16 protein-coding genes are annotated in these 16,833 nt (G+C 38.9%); 15 read left to right on the top strand and 1 reads right to left on the bottom strand.

Going from position 1 to position 16,833, the window contains the following annotated elements; translation table 11 throughout:
- Positions 1–78: 78 nt before the first annotated feature.
- The 15 genes from EHQ43_RS15620 (at position 79) to EHQ43_RS15550 (ending at position 14,658) form a co-directional block, all read left to right on the top strand.
- On the top strand, positions 79–897 hold the full coding sequence (locus EHQ43_RS15620) for a prenyltransferase (RefSeq protein WP_244242849.1): 819 nt from the start codon (positions 79–81) through the stop codon (positions 895–897).
- A gap of 17 nt (positions 898–914) precedes the next feature.
- The gene (locus EHQ43_RS19875; protein ID WP_135741504.1) at positions 915–1,214 is read left to right on the top strand and encodes an LIC10362 family protein; all 300 of its coding nucleotides are present in this window, start codon (positions 915–917) and stop codon (positions 1,212–1,214) included.
- A gap of 68 nt (positions 1,215–1,282) precedes the next feature.
- A complete protein-coding gene (locus EHQ43_RS15610; RefSeq protein ID WP_135741503.1) occupies positions 1,283–2,044 on the top strand; it encodes an electron transfer flavoprotein subunit beta/FixA family protein in 762 nt (253 codons plus the stop codon).
- A gap of 10 nt (positions 2,045–2,054) precedes the next feature.
- Positions 2,055–3,014 carry an electron transfer flavoprotein subunit alpha/FixB family protein gene (locus EHQ43_RS15605; RefSeq protein ID WP_012388132.1) on the top strand — a complete coding sequence of 320 codons (960 nt, stop codon included), beginning with the start codon at positions 2,055–2,057 and terminating at the stop codon, positions 3,012–3,014.
- 23 nt (positions 3,015–3,037) lie between these two features.
- On the top strand, positions 3,038–3,619 hold the full coding sequence (locus EHQ43_RS15600; protein WP_135741502.1) for a LolA family protein: 582 nt from the start codon (positions 3,038–3,040) through the stop codon (positions 3,617–3,619).
- 2 nt (positions 3,620–3,621) lie between these two features.
- Positions 3,622–5,589 (top strand): hypothetical protein, encoded by a 1,968-nt coding sequence (locus EHQ43_RS15595; RefSeq protein ID WP_135741501.1) that lies wholly within the window; start codon positions 3,622–3,624, stop codon positions 5,587–5,589.
- Entirely contained in the window at positions 5,589–6,557 is a 969-nt protein-coding gene (gene trpS, locus EHQ43_RS15590) for a tryptophan--tRNA ligase (RefSeq protein ID WP_135771871.1), read from the top strand. Before EHQ43_RS15595 ends, trpS begins: the two co-directional genes overlap by 1 nt.
- 21 nt (positions 6,558–6,578) lie before the next feature.
- Positions 6,579–8,429 carry a ComEC/Rec2 family competence protein gene (locus EHQ43_RS15585; protein WP_244242848.1) on the top strand — a complete coding sequence of 617 codons (1,851 nt, stop codon included), beginning with the start codon at positions 6,579–6,581 and terminating at the stop codon, positions 8,427–8,429.
- Positions 8,383–9,261, top strand: a complete 879-nt coding sequence (gene rsmA, locus EHQ43_RS15580) for a 16S rRNA (adenine(1518)-N(6)/adenine(1519)-N(6))-dimethyltransferase RsmA (RefSeq protein WP_135771670.1) — start codon at positions 8,383–8,385, stop codon at positions 9,259–9,261. The genes EHQ43_RS15585 and rsmA overlap by 47 nt, the downstream gene beginning before the upstream one ends.
- Before the next feature lie 18 nt (positions 9,262–9,279).
- The gene (locus EHQ43_RS15575; RefSeq protein ID WP_135771669.1) at positions 9,280–10,524 is read left to right on the top strand and encodes a sterol desaturase family protein; all 1,245 of its coding nucleotides are present in this window, start codon (positions 9,280–9,282) and stop codon (positions 10,522–10,524) included.
- A gap of 239 nt (positions 10,525–10,763) precedes the next feature.
- Positions 10,764–11,549: a M23 family metallopeptidase gene (locus EHQ43_RS15570; RefSeq protein WP_135741498.1), complete on the top strand. Its 786-nt coding sequence runs from the start codon at positions 10,764–10,766 to the stop codon at positions 11,547–11,549.
- Between the two features lie 6 nt (positions 11,550–11,555).
- Positions 11,556–12,383 (top strand): HAD family hydrolase, encoded by an 828-nt coding sequence (locus EHQ43_RS15565; protein WP_135754779.1) that lies wholly within the window; start codon positions 11,556–11,558, stop codon positions 12,381–12,383.
- Entirely contained in the window at positions 12,380–13,066 is a 687-nt protein-coding gene (gene rsmI, locus EHQ43_RS15560; protein WP_135741496.1) for a 16S rRNA (cytidine(1402)-2'-O)-methyltransferase, read from the top strand. Before EHQ43_RS15565 ends, rsmI begins: the two co-directional genes overlap by 4 nt.
- Positions 13,067–13,105: 39 nt before the next feature.
- Positions 13,106–13,729, top strand: coding sequence for a helix-turn-helix domain-containing protein (locus EHQ43_RS15555; RefSeq protein WP_135741495.1), 624 nt, complete (start codon positions 13,106–13,108; stop codon positions 13,727–13,729).
- Positions 13,730–13,731: 2 nt separating this feature from the next.
- Positions 13,732–14,658, top strand: coding sequence for a 50S ribosomal protein L11 methyltransferase (locus EHQ43_RS15550; protein ID WP_135771668.1), 927 nt, complete (start codon positions 13,732–13,734; stop codon positions 14,656–14,658).
- On the opposite strand, the gene EHQ43_RS15545 is transcribed toward EHQ43_RS15550, so the two are convergent.
- The gene (locus tag EHQ43_RS15545; protein WP_208731102.1) at positions 14,655–16,793 is read right to left on the bottom strand and encodes a 7TM diverse intracellular signaling domain-containing protein; all 2,139 of its coding nucleotides are present in this window, start codon (positions 16,791–16,793) and stop codon (positions 14,655–14,657) included. The genes EHQ43_RS15550 and EHQ43_RS15545 overlap by 4 nt on opposite strands.
- Between the last annotated feature and the right edge of the window lie 40 nt (positions 16,794–16,833).

Genomic DNA, 16,833 nt, shown 5'->3' with positions numbered 1-16,833 from the left:
TTCTTTTCAGATTTTGTGGCAAGGGAATTTTCTTTTTGCCAAAGGATTCCTCTTTGTAATCTATGAACTATGTTCCGAATGACCCAACAAAATCGGACTCCGTTGGTTGTTTCTTATCTTGCCTTCGATGTAGTAATATCTGTTTTTGCAAACTTAAGTTATTTTTCATTCTACTTTCGGAATACAATGAATTTCTCACTTGTGTTATTCTATTTAATTTCAGTTTGGGCATTGTATCTCTTAGATCACTACTGGGATGCAAAAAAGAAAACCTTTCAAAAATCATCTAGATCAATTTTTTATTTACAGAACGAGATTTTGATCCAATCGATAATCGTTGGTTCCATCCTGATTGTTGGTGGTTTGGCAATTTTATCCGAATGGACTTTCATCAAACAAAACTTTGCCTTTCTTTTTTCCTTTGCAATCTGTTTGTTCCTTGTTGTCACAAACCTTTCACCCGTGCCGAAGGAATTTTTGGTTACTTTCTTTTATACTTGGGGGATATTACTCCCCTTTCCCAATTCGATGCAACACATCACCATTGTTTTTATTTTTTCCCTCCATGTGTTCAACAATGTTCTCATCACCTACCAAATGGACCGTGAATGGGACAAAGAACAAGGCACCTTCACTCTAAACCTTTGGGTCAGCCAAAAATGGATGGATCGACTGGTATCTATTTTTTTATTTTTGGGACTTGTAATCCTTACATTCCAATATGGATTCCATACCTTGGATTTTGAGTTTTTCCTTGGAATGGCACTTTCTTACCTTTGGTTACTATTTGTTTTTTATAGTTCCCGATCCCCTTCCTCAAAAAAAACCCTTTCGGAACTTTCTTACCTCCCTATGTTTGTCCCTCAGATCATTTTTTTCTTCTCTGGACTCCCCTAAAAAATAAGGTTGGGAATATGTTGTTTTTCATTTTGCATCTTGCCCTTTTTTTACTATTTAGCCTTCTTTACTCATTCCATTTCCGGGCTTTGGCAGAAGGCCCCAAAGGAAACCTTCTTGTGGAAATCCAAACTGCTGGAAAACACTGGAAATCAAAACCCCACTTGGTCCTGCTCTTGGCATTTCTCCTCTTCCTCCTCCTTCCCTTAAACATCGGATTCTATTTCTACCTCAAATCCGACGCAAACGTCTTAGTGGTCATCCTATGGATCATTTGGGCCTATAATTGGTCCAAATACAGCTTATTCCGAGAATAAATTACTTCCCTTATGACTTCCCTCTCGTTTTCTGGTCTTAAGGTAATCCACGAAAACGGGGTTAAGGAATGAAAATTGTTGTTCTAGTAAAGCAGGTTCCGGATACGGAAACCAATATCAAGGTCGGTGACAAGTCGATCAACGAAGCTGGCGTAAAATGGATCATCTCTCCTTATGATGAATTCGCTATCGAAGAGGGAATTAGAATTCGTGAAAAAAGCGGTGGAGAAGTCATCGCTGTCTCCCTCGGTCCGGACCGTGTCGTAGAAGCACTTCGCACTGCCTACGCAATGGGAGTCGACAGAGCCGTTCATGTAAAAGTGGATGACTATGTAACTTTTGACTCTACATACACTTCCGAACTCCTTGCTAATTTCATCAAAGCTGAAAATGCAGATGTAATCATCGGTGGTCGTCAATCAATCGATACTGACAGCTCACAAGTTGTGGTTCAAATTGCAGAGAGATTGAATGTCCCTCACGTAGCTATGGCCCTCAAACTTGAGTTTGACGGTAACAAAGTAACTGCCACTCGTGAAATCGAAGGTGGAACTGAAGTGGTTGAAACTTCTGCTCCTCTAGCAGTGACTGCACAAAAAGGTTTGAACGAACCAAGATACCCAAGTTTAAAAGGAATCATGTCTGCGAAGAAAAAACCAGTCGATGTGAAAAAACCAGAAGAACTAGGTGCTACTGGTTCCAAACTCGAAGTAGTATCTCTCGAACCACCTCCTCCACGTATCGCTGGTCGAAAACTGGAAGCAGCAGATGCACAAGGTTTTGCATCTCAACTTGTAAAAGCTCTTCGCGAAGAAGCGAAGGTCATCTAAGGAGACGAACATGGCTGATGTTTTAGTAGTTGGTGAATTAAAAAACGGCGAACTTAAAAAAATCTCAAAAGAACTCACTTCTGCTGCTCGCAAAATTGCGGATGCAATCGGTGGTAAAGTTCATACACTTATCATCACTGACAACGTTGACGCGTTTGCTGGTGATTTAAAAGCAGTTGGTGCTGATGCAGTGATTGGTGCAAACCTTGGTGAATTTTCACCAGAAGGTTATGCAAACGGAATTTTTGCCGTGATCCAAGAGAAAAAACCTGCGGTGGTTCTGATGCCACACTCCGCACAAGGAAAAGAATACTCTGCAAGAGTGGCGATCAAAGCAAATGCGGGAATCGTTGCGGATGCAGTGGCTCTTTCTGTTGACGGTGGAAAAGTAGTAGCAAAAAAACCAATTTACTCTGGTAAAGCTTACGCAAACTTTAAAGTTTCTTCAGACATCCAAATGTTCACTGTGCGTGCAAACTCACAAGAAGTAACTCCTAAAGATGGAGCTGGTGCTGTTGAAAAATCGGGAGCTTCTGTTGGCGAAGTGAGAACAAAATCACTTTCCAAAGACCTTTCTGGTGGAAACAAAGTGCAGTTAGCTGATGCTTCTATCATCGTATCTGGTGGTCGTGGAATCAAAGGACCTGAAAACTGGCCAATCATCCAAGACTTAGCTGACACTCTTGGCGCTGCTCTTGGTGCTTCTCGTGCAACTGTTGATGCTGGTTGGATTTCTCATTCACACCAAGTGGGCCAAACTGGTAAAACTGTCTCCCCTAACTGTTACATCGCTTGTGGAATTTCCGGAGCCATCCAACACTTAGCGGGTATGGGATCTTCCAAATACATCGTTGCGATCAACAAAGATGGAGATGCTCCTATTTTCAAAGTAGCAACTTACGGTGTTGTCGCTGATTTGTTTGAAGTAGTGCCTGCACTCACTTCTGAATTCAAAAAAGTATTGGGTTAATTCCCAATACGAACCATCTTACTTTGAGAAATTTCCTTCTCAAAATCCAGATTGTTCTCCTTTTCTCTGCCTCATTGGGTTCCCTTTGGGCAGAGGATGGACGAGACCGTCTTAACGCCGTTATTGGCAGAATGAACTCCCTTGAAAGTTTCCGAGCTTCTGTGACCTTAAATGGTGGCTTAACAGGTGTTGTTTCCTACAAAAGTCCAAACCAACTCCATGTTCGGTTCAGCGATGGAAGGATCATCTCTTCCAATGGCCGTATTTTATGGTTTTATAATCCAGATTCCTCAATTGCAGGGAAACAAGACTTAAAAGGTGTCTCCGGTGGACTTGGTGGCTTACTTTCTGGTTACGAAAACGTTACCGTCAGTGGCAGAACCTTTCGCCTCACGTCGACAACCAAACGTTATAATGAAATCATTTTAGTCGTCTCAGATAACGACCTCCCCCGTGTACTCAAAATGAAACGTTCCGATGATGAAATCACAGAAATTGCCTTTTCTGGCATTGCGACCAATATTGGTCTCGGAACAGGACTTTTTAACTTCCAACCTCCCACAAGCTCACAGATTGTTGAGAACCCTCTCAACCAAAAGGAGTGATTGTGACACCAGTTTCACGTACAGAAGCACATCGTGTGTTTGCGGATTTATACCGCAAAACAAGGACTCCCGAACACCAACAACTCATTGATGAAGCCATCTTAAAATCAAATGATGTGTTCATACGTATCGACCTCATTCGCAAAGTGGATGAAGACTACGAAAACAAAAACAAACCCAAAAAAGAAGATAGTCGTGACAGAGGTTTACCCGAAAAGGAACAACCGCGAAGAGAAGTAATCTCAAGGCCATCTACACCCGAACCAAAACCCAAACGTTCCAGTGACTTGGTCACAATCGACACCGCCAAACAAAAACAAAACCCCGCTCGGAAAAAAGCCATCGAACAGAAACAAGGTGGTGGGCTTCTTGCTGGTCTCTTTGGTGGAGGAAATAATGCCAATAGTTCCATTGGAAAATTTGCCAAAGAAACAGGAACCATTGATATAGGATTATTTGGTCGTAACCCAACCATTTCGAATAATGTAGAAAAGATTTTCCGTGGTCTCAAAGAAGATGTACTTATTCCCACCATTCAAGCCCTTCGCGTTTCCGAACAACAAGGTTGGAGGATTTGGACTCCACTCGTTTACAATATCATCAATAATTTTAATAAGTTTTTTAATTCCTTTGCATCTCTAGATGCTCTTATCTTGGATAAAATTTCTGCAGATATCTTTTTAGAAAGATCTTTAAAAATGCAGATGTTTTATGTACGTTTTTTGCAAAGAGATGATGCTAGAGATATTATATTATCCAATTTACCTGACATCGTAAAAATGGATGATAAACTCACACCAAAACTAAACAAAATCATGGAAGGTGTGAATTATGCTCTCAATTTAGAAAATAACAAACCAAAGTTATCCGATGCAATTACCGCGTTTTACATTGTTGCCAAAAAGAAAATGTTTACATGGCCTGAAATTGTAACGGACTTACGTGTTCCCCCCATCCAAGAACACAAATTCCAAGCAGCTCGTGAAATTCAAAAAGAAGTAGAAATCACTGTTGCAAAATTATCAGACGACATCAACACAAGAACGTTTAAAAAAGAAGAACTTCAAAATTTAAGAACACGATATTTTTCCATTGATGACAAAGGAAAAATTAGTTTCGATTTTTTGAATGTGGTAGTAGACGATTATATGGCTCATCATATGCCTGAATCGGCAAAAAGCCAAACCGTCAAAAATAGTTACAAATCACAACCTCACAGACTTGTTTATTTATTACTCCGTGACTTACAAACTGTTTATATCAACCTAATCGAAGGTTATGTGCGATTAGGAGACAAAAACCAAAACCAAGAACTCCTCATAATCCAACCAGGTTTATTTCGCAATGAAATCGACGCACTCAATACACTCGTTAGAACCATAGACAATTTTAACAAAAAATTCCCAAGTTTCCAATATAGTTTCCAACAATATGGAATGGATTATAGCACTGGTAATGCGGCAAATGACCAAATTGCAGGTACGATCGTACAAGCTTTACAAGATGCATCCGAATTTTTTGGAAGTTTTGCCGGCAAACTCAATATCATAGTAGAAAACCATTTGATGGCAAAGGTTACTGAATCAAAAGGCAAAACAAACGACAAAATCCTTTCTACAAAAGACAAAGTCATCGAAGAAGTAAAAATAGCTCAACGTTTCATCCCACATTATGACAAAGCTGTGGTCGCAAAAGAAAGAATTAATGGAATGAAAGTGGAAGATGTGTTCATTCAATTCACAAAATACTTATACAATTATGCAGTGATTTTTAAAGATCCAGCAACTACTTCAAAACTCACTGCCCACAGAAAAATAGAACAAGAACTCATCAAATTAAATAAAGAATACGAAAGACTTACCTACTCTACTTTTAATGGCGAAGGAAGTGTCGAAAACAAAAAAGACGAATCAATTGAAAACAATAATACTTCAGATCCAATTGATCTTTCTGATTCGGAAGGAGAATGATGAGAGTCCTGACTGGATTACAACCTTCTGGGAAATTACATTTAGGAAATTATTTTTCAGCGATCAAAAAAATCTTAGATTACCAATCCAAAGAAGAATTATTTCTTTTTATTGCAAACCTTCATGCACTCACAACGTTTCGCTCTAAAGAAGAACTGAAAGAATATACATTAGGATGTGCAATCGACTTACTTTCGCTTGGTGTTGACCCAAACAAAACTGTGTTTTGGGTTCAAAGTGAAGTGCCACAAGTCACAGAACTCACTTGGTATTTATCACAATCAATTACGGTTTCTCAATTACAACTTGCACATTCTTTTAAAGACAAAGTAGCCAAAGGTTTTGTTCCTGGAGCTGGACTTTTTACGTATCCTATCCTTATGGCAAGTGACATCTTACTATTTTCTGCCGAAAAAGTCCCTGTAGGAAAAGACCAAAAACAACATTTGGAATTTGCACGTGATATTGCTGAAAGGTTCAACTCACAATTCGGTTCGGTTTTAACCATCCCAGAACCAGACATCGATGAAAACACGGCAACGGTTCCGGGCGTGGATGGTGCAAAAATGTCCAAGTCTTACAACAACACGATCGACTTTTTTGGAACCGAAAAAGAAATCAAAAAGAAAGTGATGTCAATTGTCAGTGATTCGAAAGCCATCGAAGAACCAAAAAACCCAGAAGAATCGATGATTTTCCAAATCCATTCCTTGTTTTTATCCAATTCGGAAAAAGAAACCCAAAAACTAAAATACACAAACGGTGGATTTGGGTATGGGGATCTCAAAAAAGACCTGTTAGATGCAATCCTGGCACATTTTGCCCCTTTCCGATCAAAACGAGAAGAACTCACACAAAACTTAGATTATGTGCATTCGGTTTTAAAATCGGGAAAGGAAAAAGCCATGGAAGTGGCTGAAAAAAAATTGGATGAAGTGCGGAGAACCTTAGGGATTTATCCTTTTTAAAATTCTCGCAACCAAAATTCCATGTTTCAAACCTCACTTAATGTGAGGGTCAATACAAAACTTCTTCCTAATTCTAATCTTGGTTGGTTTTGTCTTGGGATTTGTCTGCAAGCGACGATCCTAAAAATCGGCACAAAGATACCGGGAATTTATGGCACAGCCTTTAGCTTTCTTTTCCTTTTGGTGTCTCTCTTACTTTTCCTTCCACCAAAACTGACAAAACCTTTTGAAAGAAAAATGTTTTATGCCATCCTTGCTTCCTTTTTCTTTTTACTTTTCGCTGACACCAATCAAATCTCAAACCCGAGACAACCCAATCCAACCTTTCGCAATTTTTTGCGAGAAGAATTACAAAAATCACCACTTTCACCTTTTGAAACTCGTATCGTAATGGGTTTACTTACAGGTTCCACAAAAGAAATCCCAAGAGACTTCAAAGAATTAGCAAAAGAATCTGGAATCTTACATCTGTTTGCTGCTTCAGGGCTACACTTAGGTATTTTTATTGGAAGCCTACAATTTTTAGGGAACCTTATTTTTATCAAACACCGCTGGATCTCGATTCTAATTTCACTTGGTTTTGGATTTTTATATCTATTTGTTTTGAATTTTCCTGTTTCCTTTGTCCGAGCGTATTTGTTTGTTTTTTTAACTTTAGTTTCATCTTTGTTTTATCGCAAAATTGCAGTTAGTGACTTACTTATAATATCCTCTGCTGGTATTGCTTTCTTTTTGTTTTCTGATTTTCTAAGTATAGGTTTTTTACTCTCTTTTGGTGCAGTGTTCGGTATTTTTTATCTCAAACCAAGTTTGGATCAGATGATATTTCCAAATTCAAAATCCTTATGGAAAGAAAATCTTACGCTCACAACAGTTTGTTCTCTTTGTAGTTTCCCAATACTTGTTTATTATTTCCAATCTTTTTCTTATGGAGGGGTTTGGATCAATTATTGTTTGGTTCCATTGGCAGGAATCTTACTTCCTAGTTTGTATTTTACTCTATTGATCCAAATAATCATTCCTAACGATCTGTATTCTATTGTTTCTGAATACCTTTGGTCACCCGCATGTTTTTTTACTTCAATATTTTTGAAATTTTTTAAATCCTTTGCTTTGACCGAAAGAGCATACAAAATTTGGCAAGGTGAAACTCTATTTTTCATTCTACTATCAGTCATCTTGATTTTTTCTATATGGTTACTCCATCGTTTTGAATGGCACAAAAAAAAATTCTTAAGTAGAATTGTAACCACTATCGTAATCTTATTTTTTCCATTTACTTACTGGTTTAATCGTTCTTTTGCATTACCGTTTGTGTTCCAACAAGGAAAAGGATTCTTCACGTTGGCTCTTCGTGATCGATTTTATTTATTCGGGAACTGTTCTCGTCACAAACGGATGGAACTACCCATTTTAGTATCTCCCATCAAACAGATTTTATTTGAATCTGAATCCTGTTTACAAACCGTCCTACGTTTAAGAAAAAAACACAATCTCAGCGAAGTAATCTGGTATGACCAAACTGCATCTCCTTTTGGAAATCTGATGGCAAAAGAAGGAATCCAAATCAAAACTTCGAATCATTTGGGAGGTGACATTAGTCCGAGTTTTTCTCTATTCCGATTTGACGGAAACCCGAAACGTATCAACAGTCTCATTCGTTCATTGAAAGAAACTGAAAGAGAAAGATCACAAAATAATTGGACTGGTTATTTAGTTTTGGATTTCCCACCTTGGAAAAAAAAGGAAGCAAAAGATTGGATCACCTACCAAAAACTACTTGGGATTTCTAACGCCTGGAAAATCCTCATCGTTGAGGATCAATTTGAAATCCCCTTACTCCACAATCACACAAATCCAAACCTTCTTTGACAAAAAGGGGATCCGAGCTCAAAAAAAATTTGGTCAAAACTTCCTAATCGACCAGAACATTGTAGAGTACATTGTCAATATCGCAAAACCTTCGTTTACTGAACCAGATATTTCACTGGCAGAAATTGGAATTGGTCTTGGAACCTTAACCTATCCTATTTTAAGTTTACGAAAACAAACCGATTTATTTGAAATTGACTTTGCTTACATCCAATTGGCAAAAGATGAAATTTTACCAAAATTCCCCAATGCTACCCTTCATGAAGGTGATGCTTTAGGAAATTTATTTCACATATTCCCAAAAAAAGTTTTTGTATTTGGAAACTTACCATACCACCTAACAACAGAAATCATTAATACTCTCATCATCCATTGCCAACATTTCAAAGGTGGTATCTTTATGGTGCAAAAGGAATTCGCAGAGCGACTCGTGAAAGAAACTTCTTCCTTATCCGTATTTTTATCTGCCTTCTGCGATGTTAAATACCTAAAAACTGTGCATAAAAATTGTTTTTTTCCCATTCCCAAAATCCATTCCGCATTAATTCTACTCACCCCCAAACAACAGAAAGGGGAATTGAATTGGGTTCCAAAATCAAATGTTGAAGTGGAACTTTGGTCTCGAATGTTACGTACATTGTTTTGGGGCAAACGAAAACAAATCCAAGTGAGTCTGCGAGAATCTCCGTTTTCCGATGATCCAAAATTCCGTGAGGCACTTGGCGAAGCACTCCTTAGGTCTCAAATCCCCCCGACCAAACGACCAGAAGAATTGAACCGTGAACAATTTCTGAATCTCGGTCAACATTTGCTTGACATTTTGTCAAAATGATGTCAAATCTACACCGCTATGTTCGAGAATTTCAAAGCCCCCCAAATTGTTACCTTTGCTATCCCTGTTTTCTTTTTACTGATTGGGATTGAAGTTTACATCGGTTACCGGAAAAACAAAGACCTCTACCGGTTGAATGATTCGATTGCAGACCTAAGCACAGGGATCATTTCCCAAATTTGGGGTCTCTTCCAAAAAGGTGTGGGGCTTTATGCGTATTTTTACATTTACGAGCACTTCCGTTTTTTTGAATTCGCAATGACAAACCCTTGGGCGTGGGTGCTGTGCATCTTTGGCCAAGATTTTTGTTACTACTGGTCCCACCGATTGGCGCACGAAGTGAATTTCCTTTGGGCAGGGCACGTCATCCACCACCATAGCGAAGAATACAACCTTGTTGTCGCACTCAGGCAAACAGGCCTCGGTGGTCTTGTTTCTTGGATCTTCTATGTACCTCTCGCCCTCGTCGGGTTTCACCCTTGGATGTATCTGGCGAGTGGCCAAATCAATTTGATTTACCAATTTTGGGTCCATACCAAGGCCGTTGGTAAAATTGGAAAGATTGGAGAATTCATCCTCTCGACTCCGTCGCACCACCGAGTGCACCATGCGATCAATCCTATCTACATCGACAAAAACCATGGAGGGATCTTTATCATCTTTGATCGCATGTTTGGCACGTTCCGAGAAGAAACGGAACCATGTGTGTATGGAACGGTAAAACCCCTTCGGAGTTTTAATCCGGTATATGCCAATTTCCATTATTACTGGGAACTTCTGAAACAGTCTTTCCAAGCAGAATATTTTTTAGACAAAATCCTTGTGTTCTTCAAACCCCCAGGTTGGATACCAAGGCAAGGGCAAAAAGCTGCTGGATTTTTACCAATCCCTGAGGTGAGCCCTACAACGTTCCAAAAGTATGATCCAAAACCTGCTTCAGAAGTGAAAACCTATACGACCACTTGGTTCGTTTTGGTTTTGTTACTCTCGTTTGCCTTTTTACTCTTTGTTCCAAAATTCAGTTTGGTCTCTCAAATCCTTGTGACGATCTGGGTGACCCTCTCTCTCGTCTCGATCAATGCCTTAATTGAAAACAAATCCTGGGCCGGAGCGATGGAGATCTCCAGGTTACTCTTTGGATTTTTGGTCCTAGGGTACTTCGATATGGGTTGGGCCTATTATGCCATCGGGATTGTTTGCCTAGTCGTAGCTGGGATTTACCTCTACCGGACTGGCCAGCAGAAAACCCAAGCTGTTTCCTAAACTAACCTAGCTCCAACGATAGAAGTAAGGAAAGGATCAGATACCCTCTGGTCCTTTTTTTATAATGAACGCCGTTAATATATATTACCCAAGTTGGAAAAGGAAATGACACCAATGCGGTGAACTTTCTTATGTCACATAAAAGCCATGTTTGAGGCAAGATTTCAGCCTCTTCGCCTTGACCAGGCGAGGGGTCGTGAGAATTTGGCATTGCACCATAGTTTTTGAGGCGAAATGAGATGAAGCGAAACCGCAGTTACTATATCATACTGGTCCTAATCCTCTTTGTCGTGACCTACTCGGCCTATGCGGCTTACCAAAAACAAAAAAACGGTCCTGTTTTTTTGGACAACCACGTATTCCAACGTTATAACGACCAGTGGGGACTTTGGGTGGATCTCAATGCTGAAAAAAAATCCCTTCTTGAAAAGGCTTCCGAGTTTGGGGTGCTTGCTCAGGAGGTGATGGAAATCAACCACTTGACTGACGCCGATCTCAAACGTTTGAAACGATCAATTTTTTTCCCCTATTCTGCTGAATACATGCGAAACCTCCAAGAGAAGGAACTCTTTCGCGAAACCATTGAATCACCAATTGACCAATTCATCTGGCCTGTGCTTCCCAATAACAAATCTCGGATTTCCTCTCGGATCGGAAGGCGTTGGAACACTTGGCACACGGGTCTCGATATTGCCATTCCTAAAAACTCGATTGTCCTTGCTGCAGCAGATGGTGTAGTCGAGGAAGCAGGAAGGGGTGGTGATTATGGACTAGCCGTCAAAATTTATCATCATGACATGAACCACTTCCACACTGTGTATGGACACAACCAAGAGTTACTCGTAAAACCTGGCGATGTTGTCAAAAAAGGACAGATCATTGCATTTTCTGGAAACACAGGAAAATCAACGGGCCCGCATGTCCACTTTGAAGTTCGATTCCATAATGTGTATTTAAATCCAGAAAACTTTCTCACTCCTTTTGAAGAAGGAGTTGCCACAAACCTAGTCGGATTTGCAGACTAAGAAGTTGTGACACACCTTACAAAGAACAGTTGGACGGATGAAATTTATGACCGTCTGACAACACTCATCCCTAGTAAAACAGGCATTGTTTGTTTTGATTTTGATAATACGCTGATCCGAAATGATTTTGGTGAAAAAATCATGGACCAACTCATTAAGGAAGGCCTACAATTTCTGCCTAAAGACATCTCTCTTTTTTTTCGTGATAAACATCTTTGGAAAGACCATTCCAAACTTAGTTTTTCAGAAAAGGAACACCTCGTTTGGGAAGAATATGCCTACCAATTAAAAGAGTTTGGGATTGAACGAGGGTATCGTTGGACTTCCTTTATTTTCCAAGGACTCACGAAAGAAGATTATTATGAAGTATCAAGGCGCGCTTGGGCACTTGTAAACCAACCGGATAAAGAGTCAGGTGTTTTTCCCCAAGTGGAAATGAAGGACCTCATCCAATACTTAAACCACCACAATTGGAAAGTGTTCATTGTGACAGCTTCCCCAGAACCAGGAATTGCTGCCATTGCTCACCATTTTCCTGTTTTCGAATCCCATGTGATTGGAATGAGACAAGTGTTAGACGAGAACAAGAAATACACACACGAACTCATCGAACCTTATACATATGGAGAAGGAAAAGTCAAAGCAATTGAAGAACGGATCGGTGAATACCCAGACTTGGTATTTGGAGATTCATTTAACGATTATCCAATGTTAAACAAAGCAAAAGAATTTGGTGTGGCAATTGACAAAGGTGACCCAGAATTTGTAAAAGCCTGTTCTTCCCAAGGGATACTGATCCAACCATATTTTGCCTTCCCTACACTTATAAAATGAATCGATTGTATTTAGTATCCAATTCCATTGGAAATGATTTAGACCTTCCCCCACGTACCAAACAGTTGCTAGAAGAAGCAGACTGGATTTTAGGAGAAGAACAAAGGACAACCTCCACTCTTTTAAAAAAACTAGGAATCTCAAAACCGTTCGATCTCTTAAACGAACATACATCGAGAGCAGAAATGGATGAAATTGGAATGAAGTTAGCCATGACCAAAAAAACATGCCTCATCTCCGATTCTGGTAGCCCGGGCCTAGAAGACCCTGGGAAGTGGCTTGTCCCCTTGGCCTGGGAGATGGGCGTAGAAGTTCGTTCCGCTCCGGGACCGACAGCTCTTGTCTCGGCACTCACAAGTTCTGGTTTTGCTACTTCTCCATTTTTATTCCTCGGATTTTTACCAAGAGAGGAAAAAGAAAGAGAACGCACTCTCAAACAATACTTAGGCCTTGGGATCACTTTGGCATTTTATGAAACTCCATACCGGGCCAAACATTGTTTGGAAACATTGGCCAAAATCCTTCCTCATGACCGCCGGATTTTCCTCTCGCTTGGGATCTCATTTGCCCATGAAACTTCTTTCCGGGGACCGGCAAAGGAAGTCCAAAAAAAATTCCCACAAGGGATGAAACTACCCCCCGTCTTTGTGATCGAAGAGAAAAAAGAAAGACCAAATCGATAGTTTCTTGACAATACCTCTGTTATATTGGACGCTTGGTCAATGGTCAGTAAAGTAGAACAAACAAGTGACGGATTAGATCAACTCATTTCAGAATCAGGCGACTATATAACAGATGTTGTCAAAGAAAACCTGAAACTCATTCGTCATACCAAAGGATTTTCTTTGGACAAACTCGCAAATCGATGTGGTGTCAGCCGCGCGATGTTGTCCCAAATTGAACAAGGGAAATCAGTACCGACCATTTCAGTTTTATGGAAAATCGCAAACGGACTCAACGTTCCTTTTTCGGAACTGCTCAAAGAAAAAAACCAAGACGGTATCCATATCCTCAAAGCGGAAAACTCAAAGGTATTGTATTCCAACTCGAAGGTTTTTGCGAGTCGGGCCCTATTCCCTTTCCTCGGTAACCGCAAAACAGAATTCTACGAACTCATTTTGAAACCTGGCGGTCATGAAGTGGCAGAACCACATAAAACAGGGACAACAGAAAACCTAGTTGTGGTTTCTGGAAAACTTCGTTTGCGTGTGGGCGAAAAGGTAGTCGAACTCGAACCCAAAGATTCAGTATTCTTTAAGGCCGATGTATCCCATGAATATTCCAACCCAACTGACCAAGAAACACTCATGTATCTAGTCATGGATTATACGGATGAAATAGGTTAAGTTTGGAATATAGAGAACTAAAAGTCAATTTACCAAAAGAATTATCAGATCCAATTTACGAACTCCTAGATTCTTTACAATGTGCGGGGTATTATGAAATCCTTTTTGATGGGGAAGCTCCCAAAGAAAAAGACCAAGGTCTAATCCGTGACAATACAAATATACGGATTTATTTACAAACGGATGAAGTAGAAAAAGAATTAAAAATTTTAATATTTTTAAAATTAAATGCACCTAACAATTCTAATTCGGAATCTAGAATCATTGAGACAAGAGATTACGAAGAAGCATATAAAGAATACTACAAACCTTTCCCAATTGGAAACAAACTTTGGGTGATCCCTACTTGGGAAAAAAAAGAGCCTAATACCATCGCTTTATGGGAACCCACTGGAGGGATTCCACTTTTTATCAATCCTGGTGTTGCCTTCGGAACAGGACACCACGAAACCACCAAACTCATCTTAGAACATTTGGATACTTTATATTCTGAAGGTAAGTTTTCGTTTCAATCCGCCTGTGATGTGGGAACTGGGTCAGGAATTTTATCTATCGGTCTTGCAAAGTTTGGTGTCTCCAAAATTTTTGCTTTGGACATAGACCCAAATGCTGTAAAAGCTGCTTGGTCAAACTGGACAGAAAACGAATACCCAATAGGTTTTCAATTTACTGTAGAAGAATCAGGGATCGACAATCCTAAATTATCAAACGAACACTATGATTTAGCAATTGCTAATATCACGTTTGCCGTATTATCGCAGAACATCCGCCACTTGGCAAAAATCAATGCACCTAGGATTATTTTTTCAGGGATCATCACTGAAAAAAAAGACGATTTTTTAAGTTTATTACAAAGCCATTTACCAGGAAAACTTCTATACTCTAAGGAATGGAACGAGTGGTGGGTTCTTGACTGGCAAAGGAATTAACTCCGATTTAAAAACTTAATCAAACTTACTTGATTTCCCTTATCGTTGTATTCGATTCGATCGAATACCGATTTGGTCATTAAAATTCCGCGACCATGTTGCACGTGTGCTTCATTCATATCATCAATAGATTTTTCCATGTGTTTTTTATGATCAAACCCTCTCCCTTCATCAGTTATCCGAAAGGCAACAAATTCACTGCTAAACGAATATTCGATTTTCACTTTTTTATGACGATACCTTGGGTCTTCCTGTCTCTTTTGTAAAAACTCTAAATAATTCCCCTCCGTTAGTGCTTTTGATTTTTCTTCAAAACTAATATTCAAATTTCCATGTTCGACTGCATTGATGATAATTTCACGAACTGAGGATCTAACTTCAGTTTGTTCAATTGTTGAAAGATATTTTGCCAATTGCGCTGTGATTTTTTGTGAAACAAGTTCGGCATTACGTAAATAATTATTCATCGATAATTCAATTTTTTCAGAATCGATCAATTGGATGATGGTATCTTCATACTCAGGGGATAATGTCATCAGCACTTCCCTTGTTTCATCAAAATCTATGTATTGGATACGACAAACCATCTCCTTTGGTTCTTTCACATACTTTTGCGAGAGTTCGGTTTTAAAATTGATCGCCGATCCTGTCATTTTTAGGTCAGTGAGTTTGTCATTCACAAACATCACATTATAATCTGATTTTTGATCACGACCCGTATAAAGAATCTCTGTGATTTTTTTGTTTTTTAAATCATCTAGGCGGTATCCGAGATGTTTGGACAATGATCTGTTAGCATTGATGATTTGGAATTCCTCGTTCATCATGAGAATCACTTCATCTGATCCTTGGAAAATTTCTCGAAATCGTTTTTCTGATTCTTCAATTTTGATTTTGGCATGCGATAAATCTCGTAAATTTTCCCTCAGGCTTCGAGTTAAAAAATTGATTCTATCAGCAAGACCAAGTGATAACAAAATGGTTTGTAAGGCAGTCCCAATTTGGATAGTCCACCTAGTGATGTTGTTGTCCGACAAAAACCCTAAACTTTTTAATGAATATAATAAAACACCTAAAAGAAAAAATAACCATGAGATCAGATAATATCTTGCTGTTCGCACATTTGCTAAATAGGTATATGTACCACTATAAACGAGCAGAAGAGCAGTAGGAACTGTTAACAAGATGGATGTCACCATCGCAATACGGTAACTTAAGAAAAAAGTAACACCGGAAAATAAAACTAAAATCCCAACCCAAACCCACATCAATTTGGAAACTTTTGGTAGGTGTTTTTTTAAACTTAGGTAATTATTGGTGAAAATAATTCCTGTGATGCAGGACAAACAAATAAAAAACGGTAAGGAATAATTTGCCCAAAAAACCCAATTCGGCCAAATGTATTGAAACGCAAATCCATTGTTAACTAAATGAAAGAAAAAAATGGAACTAATAAAAAATAAATACAGCAAATAACTTTTTTCATAAGTAAAAATATAAATGAAAAAATTATACGCAATCATCACAAACAAAATCCCGTAAAATAGACCGAATATCATTTGTTCTTTATTCAATTTTTCATAAAATTCTTTTTCAGTCCAAAACTCTAACAGTAAAGGAATTGTAGATTCTGATTTTATCTTTAGATAGTAGACAGAAGATGAATTTGCCTGTGTTTCCAATTGGTAAACTGGATTACGATAATCTACATTACGTTCTGAAAATATGAAAGTATCACCAAGCGCCCGTTTGGCATCCTTTAGCATGGGTTCGCCAAAAATCTGAATTTCATCAATCAGAGGGAAATCATACAATAAATTCCATCGAATCAAAGCGGATGTTGGATTTGTAATTTCTATCCTTACCCAAAACACGGATTGCGAAAAACCCAGATTAGGGGAAACGAGCGGTTTGAACTCATGATCCTTTTCACCAGAGACGATCGTTGAGTTGGGTATCGACTGTGTTTGGTCTTCCAAAACTAACACTTGGTTCCAAACAGAAATCCCAGACATTTCAGTTGCCAAATTGATTTTTGGAGCTGCACCTAATATTCCTGGCACAAACAAAAAGAAAATGAATGTACAAATGTACGAAAAAGTTGGGAAGGAAAACTTAAATCTTCTATTTCGCATAAAAAAGCCAAAGTCAATAGATTCTATTTTTGTAATTTTT

Origin of the sequence: Leptospira bouyouniensis, from assembly GCF_004769525.1 — a bacterium.
Classification (GTDB): domain Bacteria; phylum Spirochaetota; class Leptospiria; order Leptospirales; family Leptospiraceae; genus Leptospira_A; species Leptospira_A bouyouniensis.
The sequence above is the reverse complement of the archived record's forward strand: the minus strand, read 5'-3'. Positions and strand labels throughout refer to the sequence as shown.

Coding starts and splice junctions, on each gene's coding strand:
- EHQ43_RS15620 (WP_244242849.1), top strand. CDS start 79: ATGACCCAACAAAATCGGACTCCGTTGGTTGTTTCTTATCTTGCCTTC.
- EHQ43_RS19875 (WP_135741504.1), top strand. CDS start 915: ATGTTGTTTTTCATTTTGCATCTTGCCCTTTTTTTACTATTTAGCCTT.
- EHQ43_RS15610 (WP_135741503.1), top strand. CDS start 1,283: ATGAAAATTGTTGTTCTAGTAAAGCAGGTTCCGGATACGGAAACCAAT.
- EHQ43_RS15605 (WP_012388132.1), top strand. CDS start 2,055: ATGGCTGATGTTTTAGTAGTTGGTGAATTAAAAAACGGCGAACTTAAA.
- trpS (WP_135771871.1), top strand. CDS start 5,589: ATGAGAGTCCTGACTGGATTACAACCTTCTGGGAAATTACATTTAGGA.
- EHQ43_RS15585 (WP_244242848.1), top strand. CDS start 6,579: ATGTTTCAAACCTCACTTAATGTGAGGGTCAATACAAAACTTCTTCCT.
- EHQ43_RS15575 (WP_135771669.1), top strand. CDS start 9,280: ATGTTCGAGAATTTCAAAGCCCCCCAAATTGTTACCTTTGCTATCCCT.
- EHQ43_RS15570 (WP_135741498.1), top strand. CDS start 10,764: ATGAAGCGAAACCGCAGTTACTATATCATACTGGTCCTAATCCTCTTT.
- rsmI (WP_135741496.1), top strand. CDS start 12,380: ATGAATCGATTGTATTTAGTATCCAATTCCATTGGAAATGATTTAGAC.
- EHQ43_RS15555 (WP_135741495.1), top strand. CDS start 13,106: ATGGTCAGTAAAGTAGAACAAACAAGTGACGGATTAGATCAACTCATT.
- EHQ43_RS15545 (WP_208731102.1), bottom strand. CDS start 16,793: ATGCGAAATAGAAGATTTAAGTTTTCCTTCCCAACTTTTTCGTACATT.